The 20,087-nt window shown below is 61.3% G+C and carries 15 protein-coding genes and 1 rRNA gene; 10 read left to right on the forward strand and 6 right to left on the reverse strand.

Features of this window, described 5'->3' with window-relative positions:
• The first annotated feature begins 44 nt into the window (after positions 1 to 44).
• The 8 genes from JH25_RS22610 to JH25_RS22575 are packed head-to-tail and all read left to right on the forward strand — an operon-like array spanning position 45 to position 10,500.
• A complete protein-coding gene (locus JH25_RS22610) occupies positions 45 to 2,024 on the forward strand; it encodes a GumC family protein (protein ID WP_032876897.1) in 1,980 nt (659 codons plus the stop codon).
• Positions 2,024 to 3,205, forward strand: a complete 1,182-nt coding sequence (locus JH25_RS22605) for a glycosyltransferase (RefSeq protein ID WP_032876900.1) — start codon at positions 2,024 to 2,026, stop codon at positions 3,203 to 3,205. Before JH25_RS22610 ends, JH25_RS22605 begins: the two co-directional genes overlap by 1 nt.
• Positions 3,202 to 4,542 carry a beta-xylosidase gene (locus JH25_RS22600; protein WP_032876902.1) on the forward strand — a complete coding sequence of 447 codons (1,341 nt, stop codon included), beginning with the start codon at positions 3,202 to 3,204 and terminating at the stop codon, positions 4,540 to 4,542. Before JH25_RS22605 ends, JH25_RS22600 begins: the two co-directional genes overlap by 4 nt.
• A gap of 22 nt (positions 4,543 to 4,564) precedes the next feature.
• Positions 4,565 to 5,779, forward strand: coding sequence for a glycosyltransferase family 4 protein (locus tag JH25_RS22595; protein WP_032876904.1), 1,215 nt, complete (start codon positions 4,565 to 4,567; stop codon positions 5,777 to 5,779).
• Positions 5,770 to 6,873: a glycosyltransferase family 4 protein gene (locus JH25_RS22590; RefSeq protein WP_032876906.1), complete on the forward strand. Its 1,104-nt coding sequence runs from the start codon at positions 5,770 to 5,772 to the stop codon at positions 6,871 to 6,873. Before JH25_RS22595 ends, JH25_RS22590 begins: the two co-directional genes overlap by 10 nt.
• The gene (locus tag JH25_RS22585) at positions 6,873 to 8,276 is read left to right on the forward strand and encodes an O-antigen ligase family protein (protein WP_005786790.1); all 1,404 of its coding nucleotides are present in this window, start codon (positions 6,873 to 6,875) and stop codon (positions 8,274 to 8,276) included. The genes JH25_RS22590 and JH25_RS22585 overlap by 1 nt, the downstream gene beginning before the upstream one ends.
• Entirely contained in the window at positions 8,273 to 9,094 is an 822-nt protein-coding gene (locus JH25_RS22580) for an acyltransferase (RefSeq protein WP_005786788.1), read from the forward strand. Before JH25_RS22585 ends, JH25_RS22580 begins: the two co-directional genes overlap by 4 nt.
• The gene (locus JH25_RS22575; protein ID WP_032876909.1) at positions 9,094 to 10,500 is read left to right on the forward strand and encodes a lipid II flippase MurJ; all 1,407 of its coding nucleotides are present in this window, start codon (positions 9,094 to 9,096) and stop codon (positions 10,498 to 10,500) included. The genes JH25_RS22580 and JH25_RS22575 overlap by 1 nt, the downstream gene beginning before the upstream one ends.
• 59 nt (positions 10,501 to 10,559) lie before the next feature.
• On the opposite strand, the gene JH25_RS22570 is transcribed toward JH25_RS22575, so the two are convergent.
• From JH25_RS22570 to JH25_RS22560, 3 genes are all read right to left on the reverse strand, one after another.
• On the reverse strand, positions 10,560 to 11,132 hold the full coding sequence (locus JH25_RS22570; RefSeq protein WP_032876911.1) for a DUF4174 domain-containing protein: 573 nt from the start codon (positions 11,130 to 11,132) through the stop codon (positions 10,560 to 10,562).
• Between the two features lie 152 nt (positions 11,133 to 11,284).
• Positions 11,285 to 11,917, reverse strand: a complete 633-nt coding sequence (locus JH25_RS22565) for a glutathione S-transferase family protein (RefSeq protein WP_032876914.1) — start codon at positions 11,915 to 11,917, stop codon at positions 11,285 to 11,287.
• A gap of 49 nt (positions 11,918 to 11,966) precedes the next feature.
• Positions 11,967 to 14,324 (reverse strand): DNA polymerase II, encoded by a 2,358-nt coding sequence (locus JH25_RS22560; protein ID WP_032876916.1) that lies wholly within the window; start codon positions 14,322 to 14,324, stop codon positions 11,967 to 11,969.
• Positions 14,325 to 14,536: 212 nt separating this feature from the next.
• On the opposite strand from JH25_RS22560, the gene JH25_RS22555 reads away from it, so the two are divergent.
• The gene (locus JH25_RS22555; RefSeq protein WP_032876919.1) at positions 14,537 to 16,750 is read left to right on the forward strand and encodes a TonB-dependent receptor; all 2,214 of its coding nucleotides are present in this window, start codon (positions 14,537 to 14,539) and stop codon (positions 16,748 to 16,750) included.
• Positions 16,751 to 16,793: 43 nt separating this feature from the next.
• Here the strand turns inward: JH25_RS22555 and JH25_RS22550 are convergent, their stop codons facing one another.
• Entirely contained in the window at positions 16,794 to 17,261 is a 468-nt protein-coding gene (locus JH25_RS22550; protein WP_032876921.1) for an SRPBCC family protein, read from the reverse strand.
• Positions 17,262 to 17,360: 99 nt separating this feature from the next.
• Between JH25_RS22550 and JH25_RS22545 the strand changes: the two genes are divergently transcribed.
• Positions 17,361 to 17,762, forward strand: coding sequence for a GFA family protein (locus JH25_RS22545; RefSeq protein ID WP_032876924.1), 402 nt, complete (start codon positions 17,361 to 17,363; stop codon positions 17,760 to 17,762).
• A 1-nt stretch (position 17,763) separates the two neighbouring features.
• Here the strand turns inward: JH25_RS22545 and mrdA are convergent, their stop codons facing one another.
• Together mrdA and rrf are read right to left on the reverse strand one after the other, a co-directional pair.
• Positions 17,764 to 19,656 (reverse strand): penicillin-binding protein 2, encoded by a 1,893-nt coding sequence (gene mrdA, locus JH25_RS22540; protein WP_005786773.1) that lies wholly within the window; start codon positions 19,654 to 19,656, stop codon positions 17,764 to 17,766.
• Between the two features lie 218 nt (positions 19,657 to 19,874).
• A 5S ribosomal RNA gene (rrf, locus tag JH25_RS22535) occupies positions 19,875 to 19,990 on the reverse strand.
• Between the last annotated feature and the right edge of the window lie 97 nt (positions 19,991 to 20,087).

Below are 20,087 nucleotides of genomic sequence, written 5' to 3' on the forward strand. Positions count from 1 at the left end.
GCGTTCCCGTCTTTCGTAAACCCCATATGCAATGGAGTGATCCTGTGATCGAAATCCGCTCTCTTCGCGACCTGCTGCGGCTGTTTTTCATCTACCGCCGCGAATTCAAACTGGCAGTGATCACCACGATCGTCGTCGCGGTGCTGGGTGCCTTCCTGTTGCCGGCTCGCTACGAGTCCGACGCGCGCTTGCTGGTCAAGCCGGGGCGGGACAACACCACCTTGCCGATCGAAGCCGCCAACCGCCAGACGCTGATTGCCCCGAGCACCCAGCACGACCCGATTGTCGACGAAGAAAAAATGCTCACGGGCCGGCCCATCGTGCATATCGTTGCCGAGCGCTATATGGCGATGACCTCCGAGCCGCCGCAGGGCTTCTGGAAGGTCACCAAGTTCTACATCAAGAAGGGCCTTGGCGAAGTCATCAACGGCGTGCGCAGCGTGCTGCAGTTCGTAGGCCTTGCCGAGAAGCAAAGCCCGCTGGAGCGCCTGGCGACCTCGCTGGAGAAGAACTTCAAAGCCGGTCACGAGCCGGGTTCTTCAGTGATCGAGATTTCCTTCACCTGGGACGACCCGGCGGTGGCGCAAAAAATCGTCGAGGAATGGGTCAACGCCTACCTTGAGGAACGTGCGCGGATTCTCGGGCGCAAGAGCCTGCATACCTTCTACGAAACCGAACGCGCCAAGGTGGCGGAAAATATCCAAAGCCTGAAGGACCAACTACAAGGCCGTTTGAAGCAGATCGATTCGATCAGTGTCGATGCGCGCCTGAAGAACCTCACCAGTCAGATCGACCGTGTCACCGACGCCAAGGTCAGCGCACAAAACCAGATCTCGGGCATTCGCAGCCTCCTGGCCAACGCCAGCCAGCAGATCAAGAGCCAGCCGGCAGACGTGGTGACGATGCGCGAAACCAGCCTCAACCCCACCCAACTGGACCTCAAGCGCCAGCTCAATGCGCTGCAAGTGGAACGCGCACGCCTGTTGCGCACCTACCTGCCGGGCACGCCGCAGGTCAATCAGATCGAGCAGAACATCCGCGACATCGAAGCCCTCAGCGCTCAGGAAGCCACGCGCCTGGAACGCTCGCAAAACACTGCGCCCAACAGCTTGGTGATCAACGTTAAGCAGCAAGTGATCGACGCACAATTGCAAGAGCGCAAACTGGCCGGGGAGATCGAGAACTACGACAAGACCCTCGCCGAACTGCGTGACCAGCGTGACAAGGCGATGACCGATGAGCCGGAACTCAACAAGCTGAGCCAACAACTGCGCGCCGCCGAAAAAAGCTACGCCTTGTACTCGGACAATCTTGAACAGGCGCGTATCGACCACGAACTGGACAACAGCCAGATCAGCAACATCGCGCTGATCGAACACGCCACCCTGAACCCGTCACGTGTGTTTCCCAAAAGCCTGCTGATTCTGTTGTTCGCCATTCCCGCCGGCGTAGCCGTGGGCTTTTTGACCATTTATGTGCTGTACCTGCTGGACCAACGCATCCACGATGGCACCCGCTTGCAGGAGATGTTCCAGGTGCCGCTGTGGAGCAGCATCCCCGACGTGCAAGACGCCACGCCGGCCGCCGTCACCGCCAGCCTCTATCGCCTGTACAGCCTGCTGCCCCTGGAGCGCATCGCCAGTGAAGGCTTTGCCCTGGGCCTGACCTCGGCGCGGCATGGCGAGGGCGTGACGTTTATCATCGAGCAGCTCAAGCGCCTGCTGGAAGAGCGTGGCCACCGCGTCTCGGTCGACGGGGCGAACGCGCCCACGGCGGGTGAAGTGCTGTTGCTGGACGCCTCGGCCTTGTCGTCCAACCCGCAGGCCTTTTTGACGCTACGCCGTGCCGACCAGATCGTGCTGGTGATCGAAGCCCGCACCAGTACCGTACCGACCATCGAAAACGCGGTGTCGCTGCTGACCACCGCGTTCGGCAAAGTCGATGGCATGATCCTCAACCGCCGCCGCTTCGAAGTACCGGCCAAGGTCCTGGCGCGAATCAACAGCTGGCGCGGTGAGGCCTGATGCGTATTGCATTGCTGGCACCTCTGCCGCCGGAGCAGACCGGGATCGCCGATTACGCCGCGCATTTGCGCAACGCGTTGATCGAACTGGGCCTTGAAGTGGTGACCCCCCTCGCGGGTTGCCAGGACCTGGCTGAACAGTTGCGGCGCTTGCAAGCCTTTGACTGGCACGGTGTGGACCTGGTCCATGCCGAATTGGGAGGTGGGCGCTTCGGTGAGTTCCAGGCGCTTGACTACCTGCGTCGGGCACACCCACAACTGCCGTTGACCGCCACGGTGCATGACCCGGAGCGCTTGATCTGGCGCCGGGCCAAGCTGTTTTTCCCCTTGACCCTGCTCGAACGCCTGCCCCACCCGCTGCCCCAGGCGGCGGCGCTGCTGGCCGACCCGCTGACCTTGCACGAAGAACGACGCCTGGCCAAAGGTATGCGCCGGCTGATCACCCTCACCCGCCAGGGAGGCGACTGCCTGCGCCAACGCATGGGCCTGCGCCCGCAGCAAGTGGCGGTGATTGCTCACGGCAACCTGCCCATCGCGCCCCAGGACTTGCCGCCGCTTGCGCCGCTGCGTCTGTTGTATTTCGGCTTTATCTATCGCGGCAAGGGCATTGAAGATCTGCTCCAGGCCCTGGCCCAGTCACTGGCCGCTCACCCGCAATGCCGAGGCCAGGTACGCCTGACCCTGGCCGGCGGCACCGCCCCGGAAATGACCTTCGACCCGGCCGGCAACTACCTCGACGGCCTGCGCCAACAGATCAGCGCGCTGCACCTGGAGGATGTGGTGGACTGGCAGCTGGACCTGCCATCGGCGCAGATCGCCGCTACGATCCAGGCGCACCATGTGATGGTGCTGCCCTACCGCGAATCGAAAAAACTCGGTTTCCTGGGACAGATGCGTGGCACCAGTGGCGCGCTGTCGTGGGCCAATGCCTGCGGGCGCGGGGTGATCACCTCCAATGCGCGTGCCTTTGCTGAAGAGGTGGCCGGCGGCAATGGCATCACCTATCAGCAGGGCGATATCGATTCCTTGAGCAACGCCTTGAACCGCTTGATCCTCGACCCGCAGCAGGCCCGGCAATGGGCTGCCCGGGCAGCGGAAATCGGCCACCAACGCCAGTGGGCCACCACGGCCCAACGTTTTGCCGAATTATTTCGGGATGCTTGTGAGGAGCCGTTGCGATGAATATTTCATCTGTTCGCCCGATGTGGCGCTATCTGCCGCTGGTGCTGGCAATCGCCGTGGGTGGCGCCCTGCTGTCGAGTGAAAAAGTCGATGCGCAGCCGGTGAATCTGGCCCCGGAGCGCACTGTGGTATGGAAGGACTTCCTTGGCGTGAACGCGCACTTTCTGTGGTTCACGCCCGAGCAGTACCGCCAGCAGATCAAGCAATACAAGAAACTTGGGTTGCAATGGGTGCGGGTCGACCTGCACTGGGATCGCCTGGAGCCCACAGAAGACGGTTATCAACTCAGCACCTTCGATGAACTGGACCGCACCCTGAGCGCTGAAAAAATCCGCTCGGTGTTTTACCTGGTGGGCTCGGCGCCCTTTATCACCACCGCCCCCAAGGGCGCGCAGTTCCAGGACCAGTATCGCCCGCGGGACCCCGAAATCTACGCGCTGCGCCTGGCACTCCTGGCCAAGCGCTACCCCAATATTGATGCCTGGCAGGTGTGGAACGAGCAGAACCTGCCGAACAACTGGCGCCCCAAAGTCAACGCCAAGGAGTACGGGCAATTGTTATTGGCCAGTCACCAGGCGTTGAATATTGCTGCGCCCGGCAAACTGCAGGTCATGGGCGGCATGGCGTACTACAGCCAGATGCCGCCGCGGGGCAAAACCCTGATGTTCGAAGCGCTCGGCGCACTGGGCGTGCAAAACCTGGACATGGTCGCGGCCTATCACCCTTATTCGATGACCCCGGAAACCGATGAACCGGGCAAGAACGAAGTGCTGCTGCGCGGCGATCAACTCAATACCATGCTGCACAGCGCCGGGATCAAGAACGTATGGGCTACCGAGTGGGGCTGGTCCAGCTATGCCGGCCCCAAGGAGATGCAGGACCTGATCGGTATCGACGGGCAGGCCGACTACACCTTGCGCCGCCTGGCGTTGATGGCGTCCCAGGACTATCAGAAGATTTTCCTGTTCGCGCTGTCCGACCTCGACCAACGCGCCTCGCCACGCGACCAGCATTACGGCCTGCTGAACCTGGACGGCGAACCCAAGCCGGTCTACACCGCCCTCGCCCGCTTCCTTGAGATCACCGGCCCCTCCCTTAAACCCGGCACCACGCCCAAGCTTGAGGATGTGCCGGACAGTTTCTACAGCGTGGCCTGGACTCGGCCTGACGGAAAACACTTGTTGATGTACTGGAGTGCCAAAGGCAACAGCATCAGCCTGCCGGACATCAAACACGCAGAACTGCTGGACCCGCTGACCGGAGCCCGGCAGCCCCTGAACGACGACAACGGTATTCGCCCAGCGGTGAAGCCGAGTTTGCAGATACTGGTGTGGTAGCCCCGGGCATGGAGAGCTGTACATGAGAATCCTATGGATTGTGCCCTATCTGCCGTGGCCGACCACCAGCGGCGGCAAGACCCGGCAGTATCATTTGCTGCGCACCTTGAGTGAGCGCGGGCATCGCATCACGCTGCTGGCGCAATCGAAGACACCGGCCGATGACGCGGTGCACGCAGCCCTTGAACCGTTGCTCGAACGCCTGATCGTGGTGCCGCGCCGGCCACTGAAACACCCGATGACCCTGCTCGCAGGTGTATTCGCACCGTGGCCGCTGTTGACCACGGTCAATGGCCTGTCGGCACCGTTGCAGGCCCAATTTGCGCAACTGTTGAACGAGCGCTGGGACGTGATTCAAGTGGAACACAGCTACAGCCTGCAACCGTTTCTGCGCACCTTGCAGCAGCGCCAGCGCGAGTTTGTGCTGACCGAGCACAACCTGGAGTCAAGCCTGGGCGGCGCCACTTATGACCGTTTCCCCAAGTGGGCTGCGCCGTTCGTGCAGTACGACCAATGGCGCTGCCGGCAATGGGAGCGCAAGGCGTTCGATGCCGCCGCCCATGTGATCGCGGTGACCGACGCGGACGCCCAGGCCATGCGGCCGTTGACTGCAACGCCGGTAAGCGTGGTAGTCAATGGCGTCGACAGCCGTGCCTTCGCCCAGGTCAGTGCCGATGCGCAGAGCCAGCGTTTGTTGTTTGTCGGCAATTACGAATACGCACCGAACCTGGACGCTGTGCAGTGGTTGCTTGAGGAGATATTCCCCCGGGTCTGGCTGCAGTGTCCGAACGCGCGCCTGGCAGTGGCCGGTTACGGCTTGCCCGAACACTGGCGCGACCGTTGGCCTGATGAACGTGTCGAGTGGCTGGGGTTTGTTCCTGATCTGTGCGCCCTGCAACGGCGCTGCGCCGGTTTTGTCGCCGCGTTGCGCCATGGCGGCGGCTCCAAGCTCAAGGTGCTGGAGGCAATGGCCGCCGGCTTGCCGCTGGTCAGCACGGCCCAGGGTGTTTCCGGTTTGGCGGTGCAATCCCAGGCGCATTACCTCGCGGGCGAAAGCGCCGAGGCCCTGGCCGATGCCATCGTGCGTCTGCTGGATCAGCCGCTGCTGGCCCGGCAACTGGCCGATGCGGCACGCGATTATGCGCGGCATTACCACGACTGGGCGGTGGCCGGTGACGAACTGGAGCACATCTACCGCACCTTGATCGCCTCTAAGGAGTCTCAGCCATGCGCGTAGCCCTGGACTATCGCCCCGCCACGGTTGCGCCCTCGTCGGGCATCGCCCGCCAGGTCCTGGCGCTGGAAGATGCCCTGCGCGCACGGGGCAACACCGAGGTGGTGCTGTTCACTGAGGCGCCCCTGGACCACCCGCAACGCCAGAACGCCATTTGCCCACCGTGGGCCAGCCCGCTGGATGGCCTGCAACGGCCGCAGGTACGCTTGCGGTTCGAGCGCAAATTTTTGCCCAGAGCCTTGCACGAGCAACAGATCGACCTGCACATCGCCACGGCCAATATGGGCTTGCCGCTGTGCCGCAAACCCGCCGGCACCCGTTATGTCCTGGTGCTGCATGATCTGTTTCAGCTGACTCAGCGTAACTTCCATCGCTCCAGGCTCAAGGCCCTGGCCTATCGCTTGATCGACAGCGCCTCGATTGCCTGGTCGGTGTGGCAGGCTGACCGGGTGTGGTGCCCTTCGCAGTTTTCCTGCAACGAAGCCGCCCGCGTATTCCCCTGGGCCCGGGCCAAGTTCCGGGTGTTGAGCAACCTGGTGCCCGAATTGAATGCAGCGCCAGAACCGCTGCCAGACAACCTGCCGGCGCGTTACTGGCTGGTGGTGGGCACACGGGAGCCGCGCAAGAACATGGCATTTTTCCTGCGCCAATGGCAGGCCTGCCGTGCGGCGAACCCTGAGGTGCCGGACCTGGTGCTGGTGGGCCATGCCAGCGATGTACCGTCCGCCCTTGGCGAACTGCCGGGCCTGCATTGGTGCAGCGGTTTATCCGACGGCCAACTGCAAGCCCTCTACCGTCATACCGACTGCCTATGGCAGCCGTCTTATGCCGAAGGCTTTGGCCTGCCGGTGGTGGAAGCCTTGAGTGTCGGCACGCCGGTGGCGGTGGCACGCGGTTCCGCCCTGGATGAAGTCGCGCCGCCCGGCGCCCCGCGCTTCGACCCACACGATGCCAGGCAATTGCAGAACGTCATGCAGCAACTGGCAACCGCGGGCGACAAGGCAGACGCCGAAACGCAGCGCGCCTGGGCCCGGCAATTTGCCGAACCGGCCTATCGCTCGCGCCTGGATACTTTGCTCAAGGAATTGGACCGCTAATGCTGCCAGGAAAACTCATCAGTCTGCTCCTGGGCCTGGTCTTCGGCATTTTGCTGTTGGCCCTGTCGCCGATCAAGGCCTTGCTGGTCGTGGCCGGCGCGGGTGTGGCCTTGACCCTGATCCGCTTTCCCCTGTGGGGCTTGCTGATTTTCGCGGTGTTGGCCACCAGCATTCCCTACACCACATTGGAACTGGGGATCCGCACCACCATCAGCGAAGCCGTGTTGGGGCTGACCTGGGTCGGGGTGTTCTGGCAATCGTTTATCGGCAAGACCCGCGGCTTGATCCTGTGGCGTCCGACCGAGCGCGCGCTGATGTGGTTGATGCTGTTCAGCACTATTCCGTTTATCTGGGGCATGGTCATCATCCATGCCGAAGGCAACGGGCCGGTGAACTGGGTACGCTGGCTGATGAACCTGTCGTTGCTGTTTATCGTGCCGTTGCTGCTGCGCACCGACGCCGACCGCGACAAGGTGGTGGTCGCCCTGCTGCTGGGCAACCTGGCGATGCTGTTGCTGTCGATTTTCATGTTTTTGAAAACGCGCAACGCCATGTCGATGATCGAGGTGCTTACCGACCTCAAGTACGCCCACCCGGAAGCGGTGAAGGATATTTTTTCCGCCAACTACACGCGCATGGCCTCGCCCTGGGTGCACCCAAACCTGACGGGTGGCGTGCTGGTGCTGTTTATCCCCCTGGCGCTGTTCTACGGCTGGACCCGCAGCGGCTGGCGCCGGGCGCTGGGCCTGGCGGTGGCGGTGCTGGGCTGCGCCGGCCTGCTGCTGAGTATTTCCCGTGGCGCCATCGTGGCCCTGGCGCTGGTGCTGATCTGGCTGACCTATAAGCGCGTACCTAACAGCGGGCGCATCATCGGTATCGGCGTGGCGTTTGGGGTTGCGCTGGTGATGTTCTATCCGCCGTTGCAGGAGCGCTTGCTGACTATCTTTTCGTCCACCAACGCCAGTACCGAAATCCGCTTCGACGAGTACGCAAGATTCCCCGAGGCCATGTCGACATACCCCCTGGGGATCGGCTTCAAGATCGACCCACCCGTACCCGGCACCAACCTGTTGGGCATCTCCAACCTGTGGCTGAACTTCATCTACAAGGTCGGCATTCCGGGGATGCTGTTGTTTATCACCGTCACGGTGTTGTGGTGGCGTGAAGTGCGGCCGCTGGGCCAGGTGCGCAAGGTCACCGCCGACAACGCCCTGTGGCTGGGGTGTATCTGCGGCGTGATGGCAGCGCTGTTGACGGGGATTTTCGACCACTATTTCAGCTTCACCTTTGTACTGATCGCGCTGTTCTGGCTGTTGATGGGCATGAGCCTGCAACAGGTGCGTCTGCGCCCCTCCATTACCGCCCCTGTTGCTGCTATTGCGCCAAAGGATAACCAACCATGAAACACCGGATGATTCACTCCACCGATTTGCGCGATCGCCTCCCCACACTGGCCGCTGAACTGGGCGTGAGCCTGCCGGACCTGGAAGAGGCGCTGGACTGGTGCCTGGCCAACGACGTGGTGTTTGAAGAGGGCGAAGGCGACAACAAGCGCTTCTGGATAAACTCCATCGACCTGGAACCCGCCCTTGAGCACCCGGTGGCCCGCCTTTTGTTCCGCCGTATGAAACAGGACCTGCCGGGCAAGCTGTTGCCGCGCTATGGCAAAAACTGGGCAACGATCAAGGATCGCTGGCGCAACGCCTGGGACATGGCCTACAACATTTTGATCAACAAGATCCCCAGCCACCATGTGCGCATTGCCTGGCTGCGCCTGGGCGGCGCGAAGATCGGCAAGGGCACAAGCTTGTGGCGTAACACCGAAGTGTTGGGCATCCACAACTTGAGAGTCGGTGACGATACGGTGATCGGTTGGCATTGCCAGGTAGACGCCCGCGCCGGGCTGGTGATCGGCAACCACGTGGCGATTGCCTCCCACGTGCTGATCATCGCCGGCAGTCATGATTTGCAGGCACCGGAGTTCTGGTCGATTTCCGGGCCGATCTACATCGACGACTATGTGTGGATCGGCAGCCGGGCGTTGATCGGCTACGGCACGCACCTGGGTCATGGTTCGGTGATCAGCGCCAATACCGTGGTGGCCAAGGCTGTGGCCCCCTACAAAATCATTGGCGGTTCCGGGGCCAAAATCATGGGCGAACGTTGCCATGATCTGAACTATAAGGTGGGTGGCAAGGGCCTGTTCACCCTGTTCCACTGATGTTCGGCAGCACGCTCTGGCTGACCGTCGCGACCCTCGCCGGGCTGGTCGCCGGTTTTGCCCGCGAATGGCTGCTGGTGGCGGCCTGGGGCGCGGGCAGCCGCAGCGACGGGTTTCTGGTGGCGGTGTTTTTGCCCGAAGCGTTGCGCATGACCCTGGCCGCCGGCTTGCTTGCGGCGGCTGCCCTGCCCCTCTATCAACAACGCGACCCACAACGCCAGCAAGCCTGGCTGGCCAGCCTTTCTCCACGCCTGCTGGGAGTAGGCCTGGCCCTGTTTGCCGTATTGGCGCTGGGCGCGCCGCTGTGGGTGCGCCTGATCGGCCCCGGCCTGGACGCCGCAGCCCATGCCGAAGCCGCCGCTAACTTGCGCTGGCTGGCGGCCTGTGCGCCGGGCCTGGTGATGCATGGGTTGTTCAGTATTCCCTTGCAGGCACGCCAGCGTTTTGTGCTGCCGGGGCTGGGCTCTTTGCTGTTCAACCTGCCGCCGGTGCTGTACCTGTTTATCCGTGGCAGCGCAAGCGACAGCGGCGAACTGGCCATGAGCTTTTTTGCCGGCAGTGTATTGATGTGCCTGCCGCTGCTGGCGCCGGTCTGGTCTTTCGGCTGGCGGCCGTGGCAAGTCACTGGCGACAAGCTGGCGGGCCGCGAACTGTTGGGGCGCATCGGACCATTGTTGGCCAGCAATGTCGCCAGCCAGGGTTTGGCGCTGCTCGAGCGCTTGATCGCCAGTTACCTGGGAGAAGGTGCCGTCACGTGGGTCAACCTTGCACGCAAACTGATCAATCTGCCCTTGATCGCCCTGATGAGCCTCAACCAGGTCCTGCTGGGCATGATGAGCGGCGAACAAGGCCAGCAGCGCCTGGCCCTGCTGCGCCGAGGCCTGGATGCTGCGACCCTGCTCAGCCTGCCGGCCGCCCTCGGCCTGATCGGCGCCAGCCCGGTGCTGATTCATCTGCTGATGCCCGCCCAAAGCGCCGACAGCCCACTGCCCGCCCTGCTGGCCTGGTTCGCGACGCCATTGGTGTTCGGCGCCTGGAACGCTATGCTCGCCCGCTACGCCTATGCCAGCGGCGACACGCGCCTGCCCTTGCGCTGCGAATTGCTGGGCAGCGGGGTCAACGCTTTGCTGTTGGTGCTGCTGCCGTACTTTCTGGGTTTGCCGGGTATCGCCCTGGCGGCGTTGGGCGGGGTTATCGTCACCAACCTGCTGCTGATGCAACGCCAGCAATTGCTTGGGCAACTGCGCTGGCCGCTGCAATGGGGGCTGAGTGCGGTATTACTGGGTTCTGCAGCCGTCATCTTGCATCCACTGCAAAACGATGGCTGGCAACTGGGCTTGAGTACCGTGACGGCGGCCCTGGTATTGGGAGGGTTGGCTGGGTGGTTCAAGCCGTGGAAACAGTGAACTGGAGCCACCACCGCAACGGCCTGCGCAGGAGCTGGTAAGCCAGCTCCTGCACGGACTCAGTCATCCAGCTGTTGAGGCGCAGCCGGCTTGGTTGCCTTACCCGCTTTGGTAGCGTTCTTGCCAGGCGCAGGCGCAGGTTCTGGCACAACCGGAGCAGCCGCTTCTTTCTCGGCCATCGGCATCTGGTCAATGGCGCTGAAAAATTCCTTCAGGTCGAGGGTATCCGGCGGTACGGTCTTCTCCAGTTTCTTCTCGCCATCCTTGCCGATCAGGATCACCTTGGTGCCGCTGCCGACGCCGAGCTTGAGGGCACGGATCAGCGCGTTGGTTTCAGGCGGCGTGAGCTTTTTGCTGTCCTTTGGGTCCTTGGCGAACTTCTCCCCTTCGGCGCCAATGCTACCGAACTTGACGGTGTAGAACACCATGCTGCGCTCTTCGAAGGACTGCTTGGTGGCAGCCTCTTCCAGTTGTTTCTTCAGCGTTGCCAGTGTCGGGTTTCCAGCATCAAGCTCCACGACCACCAGCGGGCGCGTCTTACCCAACTCCTGCTTGAGCGGATTATCATCAGCGGCCAACAACGGCCCCGTAAAAGCCATCAAGGTAGCCAGGGTCAGCGACCGGATGAGCATGCGCACCTCCTTTGAATTCCATGCAGGGTTCTTGAGTTTCATGTCTGCGACAGTCAAATTCAAGGATGATTCCTACATCACTTTGAGAAGAGTAGGTCAGGACGCCCGCGACGCAAGGGCTTGGACAGTGGCCGGAGCTTTGTTTCTTCCGGTTACGAGACCTTCCACTGCGGCCAATGCCGGGCAAAAACCGGGGCCACAACAGGGTCGGCGTCTACCCGCTCCAGGCTCTGCGCAAAGCCCGGCGCCAGGTTGCCGAGCACCTCGCGCGCGTCATCCCAGCGCGACACCGCCGCCGCCATGATGCCCAGTGCATTCGGCACATTGCCCGGGGTAAACAGCTGGTCGGCAAACTGATCGGCAAACACGACCCAGGCCTGGTGCAGGTAGCGCCGTGTGCCGCTGACCAGTTGCGCTTGCTGCACCTCATCAGCATTACCCAACCAGCGTTGCGGGTAGTCGATGATGCCGATCGCCGAATAGCAATTGGCGGCGATGTACAACAGCCCGCGCAGGATCTGCGCACGATCGCCGGCCAGCAACTCGGACTTGGGGTACTCCAGGCCCAGGTGGATCAGGATAGCGGCGCTTTCGGTCAGCACCTGGCCATTGGGGGTGACCAGGGTGGGGATCTGCTTGAGTGGATTGATACGTGCAAGAGCGTCGCTGCCCTCGCCGTCCTGCCAGGAGCTGGCGTCCACGCGATGCCACGGCACGGCGCAGCGCTGCAGGGCGATTTCGATCATGCAGGAACCGGATTCGTCGGTGCCATAAAGTGTGTACATGGGCGTTGCCTCCTGAGCGATGGGCGATAGGGACAGTGTGATCCATTGCCTAGAATAGCCCCATCTGCCCGCCCACCAGGGTACCGAAGTCATCATTCACAAACGGCAGGATCGCGTCAGCAACGGGCTGCAATTGCCGGGTCACATAGTGGTCGTAGTCGATGGGCGCTTGCCGCACTTCCAAGGGTTCGGGGCCGTTGACGCTGATCACGTAGCTGATCCAGCCACCGCGCTGGTACTGGCGCGGGCGCCCCAGGCGGTCGTTGTACTCGTCTGCCAGGCGTGCCGCGCGCACATGGGGCGGGACGTTGCGTTCGTAGTCGTGCAAGGGCCGGCGCAGGCGCTTGCGGTAGATCAGCAACTCGTCGAATTCGCCGCTCAGGGTACGGCGCACGTAGTCGCGTATGTAGTCCTGATGGGGCTGGCGATGGAAGATGCGCCGGTAGAGTTCCTGCTGAAATTGCCGGGCCAGAGGCGACCAATCGCTGCGCACGGTTTCCAGGCCTTTGTAGACCATCTCTTCGCTGCCATCGTCGCGCATCACCAAACCGGCGTAGCGCTTCTTGCTGCCCTCCTCCGCGCCACGGATGGTCGGCATCAGGAAGCGGCTGAAGTGGGTTTCGTATTGCAGCTCCAAAGCACTTCGCAGGCCATACTCGGTGCTCAGGTGGACGCGCCACCAATCATTGACGTGCTGCACCAGCGCCAGGCCGATGCGATTGGCATCCTGCGGAGAATGGGCGCTGCCGAGCCAGACGAAGGTAGAGTCGGTATCGCCGTAGATCACTTCATAACCCTGGGCCTCCACCAGCTCGCGGGTCTGGCGCATGATCTGGTGCCCCCGCAGGGTGATCGACGACGCCAACCGCGTATCGAAAAACCGACAGCCACTGGAGCCGAGCACGCCGTAGAAGGCATTCATGATGATTTTCAGGGCCTGGGACAGCGGTGCGTTGTGCTCGCGCTTGGCCTCTTCACGACCTTCGGATACGCGAGTGACGATGGACGGCAGGCAGTGCCGGGTGCGGGAGAAACGTGCGCCGCGAAAGCCCTCTACCGAGTCGCTGTCGTCGGGATGCTTGAGGCCTTCGATCAAGCCCACCGGGTCGATCAGGAAGCTGCGGATGATCGATGGGTAAAGGCTTTTGTAGTCCAGCACCAGCACCGATTCGTAGAGGCCCGGGCGTGAGTCCATGACAAACCCGCCAGGGCTGGCCTGGGGCGGTTTGTCGCCCAGGTTCGGCGCGACGAAACCCTGGCGATGCATCAACGGCAGGTACAAGTGGGTGAAGGCGGCGACCGAACCGCCGTTACGATCGGCCGGCAAGCCAGTGACGCTGGCACGCTCCAGCAAGAACTTGAGTAACTCGGTCTTTTCAAAAATCCGTGTGACCAGCTCACAGTCCTTGAGGTTGTAGCGCGCCAAGGCGGGCTTGTCCTCGGCGAACATGCGGTTGATTTCGTCCATGCGCTGGTACGGGGTGGAAATGTCCTTGCCTTCGCCGAGCAGGGTTTGTGCGACGTTTTCCAGGCTGAAGGATTCAAAGCTCCAGGTCGCCGAGCGCAGCGCTTCGATCCCGTCGATGATCAAGCGCCCCGCCGCTGCCGCGAAGTAGTGATTGCGGCTGCCGTGCTCGCGCCAGGTCATGGCTTCACCGCCACGCCCCAACAACAGCGGCACGTTCAGGCGTTGGGCGTGCTCATGCAGGACGCGCAGGTCGAACTGCACCACATTCCAGCCGATGATCGCATCGGGATCAAAGGTGGCCAGCCATTGGTTGAGGCGTTCGAGCAGTTGCGCACGGGTGTCGCAGTAGTCGAGCTTGAAGTCCACGGCATCGGTTTTGTTTGGCGGGCCGAGCATATACACCTGGCGCTCGCCGCAGCCTTCCAGCGCGATGGAATACAGATCGCCCTGGGCGGTGGTTTCGATGTCCAGGGACACCAACTTCAAGCGCGGGCGGTAGTCGGGCGCGGGCTTCATCTGCGCGTCGAGCACGGTGCCGTTCGCGTCGGGCGTGCCGCCGAACCATACGGGGGCAGTGATAAAACGCTCCATCATGTAACGCTCGGGCGGTCGCACGTCGCCTTCGTAGACATCGACCCCGGCGCTGCGCAGGCGCTTTTCGATGTCCATCAATTGGCGGTGCTGGCGGGCATAGAGGCCCAGGACCGGGCGATGGTGGAAGTCGCACAGTTGCAGCGCACGCAACTCCAGATCGCGCTCGCCCTTGAGCAGCCAATCGAGCGGCTTGCGATGGACTTCGGGGATGAACATCACCGAGGTTTGCACGGGTAGGCGAATACACCGAGGCCCGTGGTCGGTGGCCAGCCAGAAACTGACCTCCGTGCCTAACGGGGTATCGCGCCAATGCCGGGTCAGGACAAAACCCTGCTGTAAATCCACCGTACCGCACCTCAGGAATCGCTTTCAGGGCGTGATTCTACTCGGCATCTGTACAAACGCGGCAGGTTAACGCGCACGCAGAGCGCAATCGCATAAATTTGTTGCAGGACATTAATAACAATCACTATCATTTGCGTCGGAGTCGTATCCGCGCAGTGAGGAAGCGCAACGTCGCTGCCCCCTTCCTCATAAGTTAGCCGCCTGGATCGACCATGCCCCTCTGCAATCTTTTCGCTGCGCCATTTCGCCCGACCCTGCTCGCCCTTTGCTGCTCCGTGAGCCTTGCGGCACAAGCGGCAGCCCCAGCGGCCTCAGACAACGTGCTGGAACTGGGCGCCACCAACATCAATGTCCAAGCCCTTGCGCCCACGGCTCTGCCACCAGAGTTTGCAGGTGGCCAGGTTGCACGCGGCGGCCAACTGGGTGTGCTGGGCAACCAGGACATCATGGATGTGCCCTTCAGCATGTCCTCCTACACCGAAAAGCTGATTCGCGACCAGCAGGCGGAAACCGTCGGCGACGTGTTGCTCAATGACTCCTCCGTGCGCCAGGCCTCGGGGTATGCGAACCAGTCCCAGACGTTCATGATTCGTGGCCTGCCGTTGAATGGCGATGACATGTCCTATAACGGTTTGTACGGTGTCCTGCCGCGCCAGATCATTTCCACTGACGCCTTGGAGCGCGTGGAGGTATTCAAGGGCCCTAACGCCTTTATCAACGGCGTCACCCCCACCGGCTCGGGGATTGGTGGCGGCGTGAACCTGCAACCCAAGCGAGCCGATGATGTGCCACTGCGTCGTTTCAGCACCGACATCAGCAGTGATGGGCGGATTGGCGAACACTTGGATATTGGCCAGCGCTTCGGCGAAGACAACCGGTTTGGCGCACGGGTCAACCTGTCCCAGCGCGAAGGCGATACCGGGATTGATGATGAAAACCAGCGTTCGAAGCTGTTTGCCGTCGGCCTTGATTACCGCGGCGATGCTTTGCGGCTGTCCGGTGATTTTGTGTATCAGAAGCAGCGTATCAACGGTGGGCGTAACTCGGTGTTCCTTGGCACCATCACCCAGGTGCCGGATGCGCCGTCGGCAGACACCAACTACGCGCCAAGCTGGAGCAGTACCAACCTTGAAGACACCTTGGGGATGCTGCGCGCCGAATATGACCTGAATGAAAACTGGACCGCCTACGCGGCAGCCGGTGCCAAGCACAGCCGTGAAATGGGGCGCTACTCGTCAGTGACCTTGAGCGATAATCTCGGCAATGCCAGCGCCAGCGGCTCGACTATCGCCCACGAAGAAAACAATACCAGTGCCATGGGTGGCCTCAATGGCAAGTTCCACACCGGCCCGGTGAGCCATCGGCTCAACTTCGGCCTGGCAGGCATCTGGACCGAGGCGCGCAACGCCTATGTATTCGCCAGCGCAAAAACCCTGACCAATATCTACAACCCCGTGACCGGCGCGCCGCCGGCCCTCAACAGCCCACGCAATACCCCAGGTACCGACTTCAGCGATCCGACCATCACCGACAAGACATTCGTGCGTAGCGTCGCGGTATCCGACACCTTGGGGTTCTTCGATGACCGCCTGTTAGTGACCGTTGGTGCACGTCGCCAGCAGATGGTGGTGCAGAGTTACAACTACATGAGCGGTACCCGCACCGCCAACTATGACGAATCGATCACCACACCGGTCTACGGCATTGTGTTCAAACCGTGGGAGCACGTATCTCTGTATGCCAACCGCATTGAAGGCCTGGCTCAGGGCCCGACGTCGCCGCTCAAATCAGGCAACCTGACGGTCATCGGTGGCGGGCAAGCTTATGCGCCTGCCCGGTCCAAGCAGATCGAAGCGGGTGTCAAAGTGGACATGGGCACCTATGGCGCGACCCTGGGTGTATATCGTATCGAGCAGCCCGGCGCGGGTTATGCCGAGGCCATCGACGCCACCACCGCCCGCTACGTGCGGGAAGGTCAGCAGATCAACAAGGGCGTCGAGCTCAACGTATTCGGCGAACCGGTCAGCGGCCTGCGCTTGCTGGGCGGGGTGACCCTGATGAAAACCGAACTCAAGGGCACCCTCAACGGCGCCAACGACGGCAACCGTGCCATTGGCGTACCGTCATTCCAGCTCAACGCCGGGGTGGATTGGGATGTGCCCGGCCTGCAAGGCGTAAGCCTCAGCGGGCGTATGCTGCGCACCGGCGGGCAGTACGCCGACGCGGCCAACAACCTGAGCCTGCCGGCCTGGAACCGCTTCGACGTGGGTGCGCGCTACACCTTCGCCGTGGACAAGCGCGAGGTGACATTGGGTGCCACGGTAGAGAACGTCGCCAACGAGAAATACTGGGAGTCGGCCCAGGGCGGGTTCCTGAGCCAGGGGGATCCGCGAGTGGCGAAGTTGTCGGCGTCGATTGATTTCTAGAACGTGATTACGTTGGGGGGCTGATCTGCCCCCTTGCCCACCATCATACTGGTCGGGTTTCGCTCAGATAGGTTTCGATATTGCCCATCTGCTCATCCCAACCACGGGAGTTCATCTTGAACGCCTTCTGGCGCCGTGCCTCGGGAACCTGGTCGAAACCGGATTCGACAACCCGCAGCAGGATGCCGGGGGCGTGATCCTCGATGGTGAACTCCACCAGAGTCGGTGTTTCGTTGTCGTAGTCGATGCCCTCCTCTACCGCGAAGGGGTGCCACCAGAAAGAGAACAGGGTTTGCGGCAGGACGCGTTCGATCCTGGCCTTCCAGACCACATGTTCGTAGCCTGGGTAAGTAATTGGCGCTTCGATGGTTTGCCCGGCTACAAAGGTTTTGCCCTTGAGCGCGATACCGAACCAGCTGCCAAATTGCTCGGCATCCGTGAGAGCCTCCCAAACTTGTTTACGCGATGCATTGAGCAGGACTTTGCGTTCGATTCGATCTAATACGTGCATGAGTCACCTCCTTCTTTGAACAGTAGGCGACATCGACCAATGCGCAACCTTGCGTTGTGCGCGATGATGATGACCCTCTCCTTGACCTGGCCATAGGTTATGACTGACCCATTGAATGGAAGTTGCTTGTGCAAAGCTGTGCGCTATCAGGTGGACAGCCTGGACATGCCCATCAGCCACTGCCATTGCGACAGCTGTCGCAAGGCACACGCAGCTGCGTTTGTTGCCACTGCCGGGGTGATGCGCGAGCATTTTCGCTGGACGCACGGTGAAGAGCTTTTGGCATCCTTTGAATCCTCGCCGGGGAAACTCCGACGCTTCTGCTCGCGCTGCGGCTCACATCTGATTGCCGAACGGGGGCATCAGCCCCACGTGATCGTGCGGGTGGCGACGCTGGACGATGATCCCGGCGTCAGGCCCACCTCGCATATCTGGATGGCCCATGAGGTGCCATGGCTGGCCTATGAAGGCTTAGAGCGCTGGGACGAGTGGCAGGCCTGAGTCAGACGCGTGGGTCGCCTGGCGCTTTGGCTGGCGTCGCATACTGCGGCTTGAGATGACCTTCCTGGTCAAGCAACCAGGCATCCATGATCTGCCGCACAACCGGCCCAGCCACACGGCCTCCGGCCTCACCGTTTTCAATCATGACGGAAATCACGATTTTCGGATGTTCGGCCGGCGCAAAACCGACGAACAAGGCGTTATCGCGATGACGCTCCAGCGTCTTGTTGCGGTTGTAGCGCTCACCCTGCTTGATCGCCACTACCTGGGCGGTGCCGCTCTTGCCGGCGATGCGGTATTGGGCGCCTTGCGCTGCCGCCCGGGCGATACCGCGTGGGTCGTGCATCACCAATTGCATACCATGGTTGACCTGCTCCCAATCACGCGGGTCTTTTAAGACCACGTTGGGCATCGGGTTCTCATCCACCGGAGGCACGCCGTTGATGGTCTTGGCCAGGTGCGGACGGTTCCAGATGCCTTTATTGGCGATCAATGCAGTGGCTTGGGCCAGTTGCAGTGGTGTCACTTGCATATAGCCCTGGCCGATGCCAAGGATGACGGTTTCGCCTGGGAACCAGGGCTGGCGACGGGTCGCACGCTTCCAGGCCTGGGATGGCATCAGACCTGCGGACTCTTCGAACATGTCCAGGGACACCTTCTGACCAAGGCCGAACTCGGCGAGGTAGTCGTGCAGGCGATCGATGCCTAGCTTGTGGGCCAGGTCGTAGAAGTAAGTGTCGTTGGAACGCATGATGGCGGCGTCCATGTCTACCCAACCGTCGCCACTGTGGTTCCAATTGCGGTATTTGTGGTCAAAGTCCGGCAACTGGTAATAGCCAGGGTCAAACACCCGGGTTTGCGGGGTGACAACGCCACTGTCGAGACCCGCGATAGCAACTTCCGGCTTAATGGTTGAACCCGGCGCATAGAGCCCACGTAGCACGCGGTTGAACAGCGGCCGATCAATGGAATCGTGCAGCGCGGCGTATTCCTTGAAGCTGATGCCGGTGACGAACAGGTTCGGATCGAAACTCGGTTTGCTGACCATGGCCAGTACTTCACCGGTTTGCGGGTCCAGAGCCACGACCGAACCACGCCGGTCGCCCAGGGCTTCTTCCGCGGCTTCCTGAAGCTTGACGTCGAGGCTCAGGACGATGTTTTTGCCAGGGATCGGATCGGTGTGCTTGAGCACGCGTAGTACGCGCCCCTGGGCGTTGGTCTCGACCTCTTCATAACCGACATGGCCGTGCAGCTCGGCCTCATAAAAACGCTCGATCCCGGTTTTACCGATGGATTGGGTACCGCGGTACTCCACGGAATCAAGGGTCTTGGATTCTTTCTCATTGATGCGGCCGACGTAGCCGATGGAGTGGGCAAAGTGCGCACCCAGCGGGTAGTGGCGGACAAACTGGGGCTCGACGTCCACCCCTGGTAGACGGAACTCGTTGACGGCCAAAACAGCGATCTGTTCTTCGTTCAACTCATAGAACAACGTGACCGGAACAAACGGGTGACGAGCCTGCTTAAGCGCCTTATCGAACATGGCTCGGTCTTCGGCAGGCAGATGCAGCAAATTGACGATCGCGTCCAGCTCACCCTTAAGGTCGGTGGTGCGTTCACGGGTGATGGTCAGGTTGTAACTCGGACGGTTGTCGGCCAGGACTACACCATTACGGTCATAGATCAAGCCGCGAGTTGGCGTGATCGGCAGTACATGGACCCGGTTGTTTTCCGAGATCGTGGAGTGGTAGTCGTACTGCACCACTTGCAGAAAATACATACGCCCCACCAGGGCACAGGTGATGCCTACCACCAGCAGTGCACAGGCCAGCAAGCGTTTGTTGACCAGGCGGTTTTCTTTTTCGTGATCTTTGATAGGTATCGGTTCAGGCATTTCTACAGCATCTCGTTGGAAATTAGCGACGCCGCCTCCTGCGGGTAACGATCAGTCCTTGTGAAAATGTGCTGCACCATACCAAAAATGCAGAAACACTTTGCATTGATTTCCCCAACGGCACGTTATTTAAGCGAGAGTCCCAGAGGCAGCCGGCTTTTCGACCGCCCAAAACAAAACCCCTGTTTGCGTTAGCAAACAGGGGTTTTGGAATTTAATCTTGACGATGACCTACTCTCACATGGGGAAACCCCACACTACCATCGGCGATGCATCGTTTCACTGCTGAGTTCGGGATGGGATCAGGTGGTTCCAATGCTCTATGGTCGTCAAGAAATTCGGGTACTGAGTCGCGACCAGTTGGCCTCGCTTCAGCAAATTGGGTATGTGATAGTTTTCGGTGTTTTGTGAGCGTCGAACTTTCGGTTTAT

This window comes from Pseudomonas sp. BRG-100, assembly GCF_000737955.1.
Lineage (GTDB): Bacteria > Pseudomonadota > Gammaproteobacteria > Pseudomonadales > Pseudomonadaceae > Aquipseudomonas > Aquipseudomonas synxantha_A.

What these genes read in the sequence shown, in the direction of transcription:
- JH25_RS22605 (WP_032876900.1), top strand. Translation starts at nt 2,024, where the DNA reads ATGCGTATTGCATTGCTGGCACCTCTGCCGCCGGAGCAGACCGGGATC.
- JH25_RS22600 (WP_032876902.1), top strand. Translation starts at nt 3,202, where the DNA reads ATGAATATTTCATCTGTTCGCCCGATGTGGCGCTATCTGCCGCTGGTG.
- JH25_RS22595 (WP_032876904.1), top strand. Translation starts at nt 4,565, where the DNA reads ATGAGAATCCTATGGATTGTGCCCTATCTGCCGTGGCCGACCACCAGC.
- JH25_RS22590 (WP_032876906.1), top strand. Translation starts at nt 5,770, where the DNA reads ATGCGCGTAGCCCTGGACTATCGCCCCGCCACGGTTGCGCCCTCGTCG.
- JH25_RS22585 (WP_005786790.1), top strand. Translation starts at nt 6,873, where the DNA reads ATGCTGCCAGGAAAACTCATCAGTCTGCTCCTGGGCCTGGTCTTCGGC.
- JH25_RS22580 (WP_005786788.1), top strand. Translation starts at nt 8,273, where the DNA reads ATGAAACACCGGATGATTCACTCCACCGATTTGCGCGATCGCCTCCCC.
- JH25_RS22575 (WP_032876909.1), top strand. Translation starts at nt 9,094, where the DNA reads ATGTTCGGCAGCACGCTCTGGCTGACCGTCGCGACCCTCGCCGGGCTG.
- JH25_RS22570 (WP_032876911.1), bottom strand. Translation starts at nt 11,132, where the DNA reads ATGCTCATCCGGTCGCTGACCCTGGCTACCTTGATGGCTTTTACGGGG.
- JH25_RS22565 (WP_032876914.1), bottom strand. Translation starts at nt 11,917, where the DNA reads ATGTACACACTTTATGGCACCGACGAATCCGGTTCCTGCATGATCGAA.
- JH25_RS22555 (WP_032876919.1), top strand. Translation starts at nt 14,537, where the DNA reads ATGCCCCTCTGCAATCTTTTCGCTGCGCCATTTCGCCCGACCCTGCTC.
- JH25_RS22550 (WP_032876921.1), bottom strand. Translation starts at nt 17,261, where the DNA reads ATGCACGTATTAGATCGAATCGAACGCAAAGTCCTGCTCAATGCATCG.
- JH25_RS22545 (WP_032876924.1), top strand. Translation starts at nt 17,361, where the DNA reads ATGACTGACCCATTGAATGGAAGTTGCTTGTGCAAAGCTGTGCGCTAT.
- mrdA (WP_005786773.1), bottom strand. Translation starts at nt 19,656, where the DNA reads ATGCCTGAACCGATACCTATCAAAGATCACGAAAAAGAAAACCGCCTG.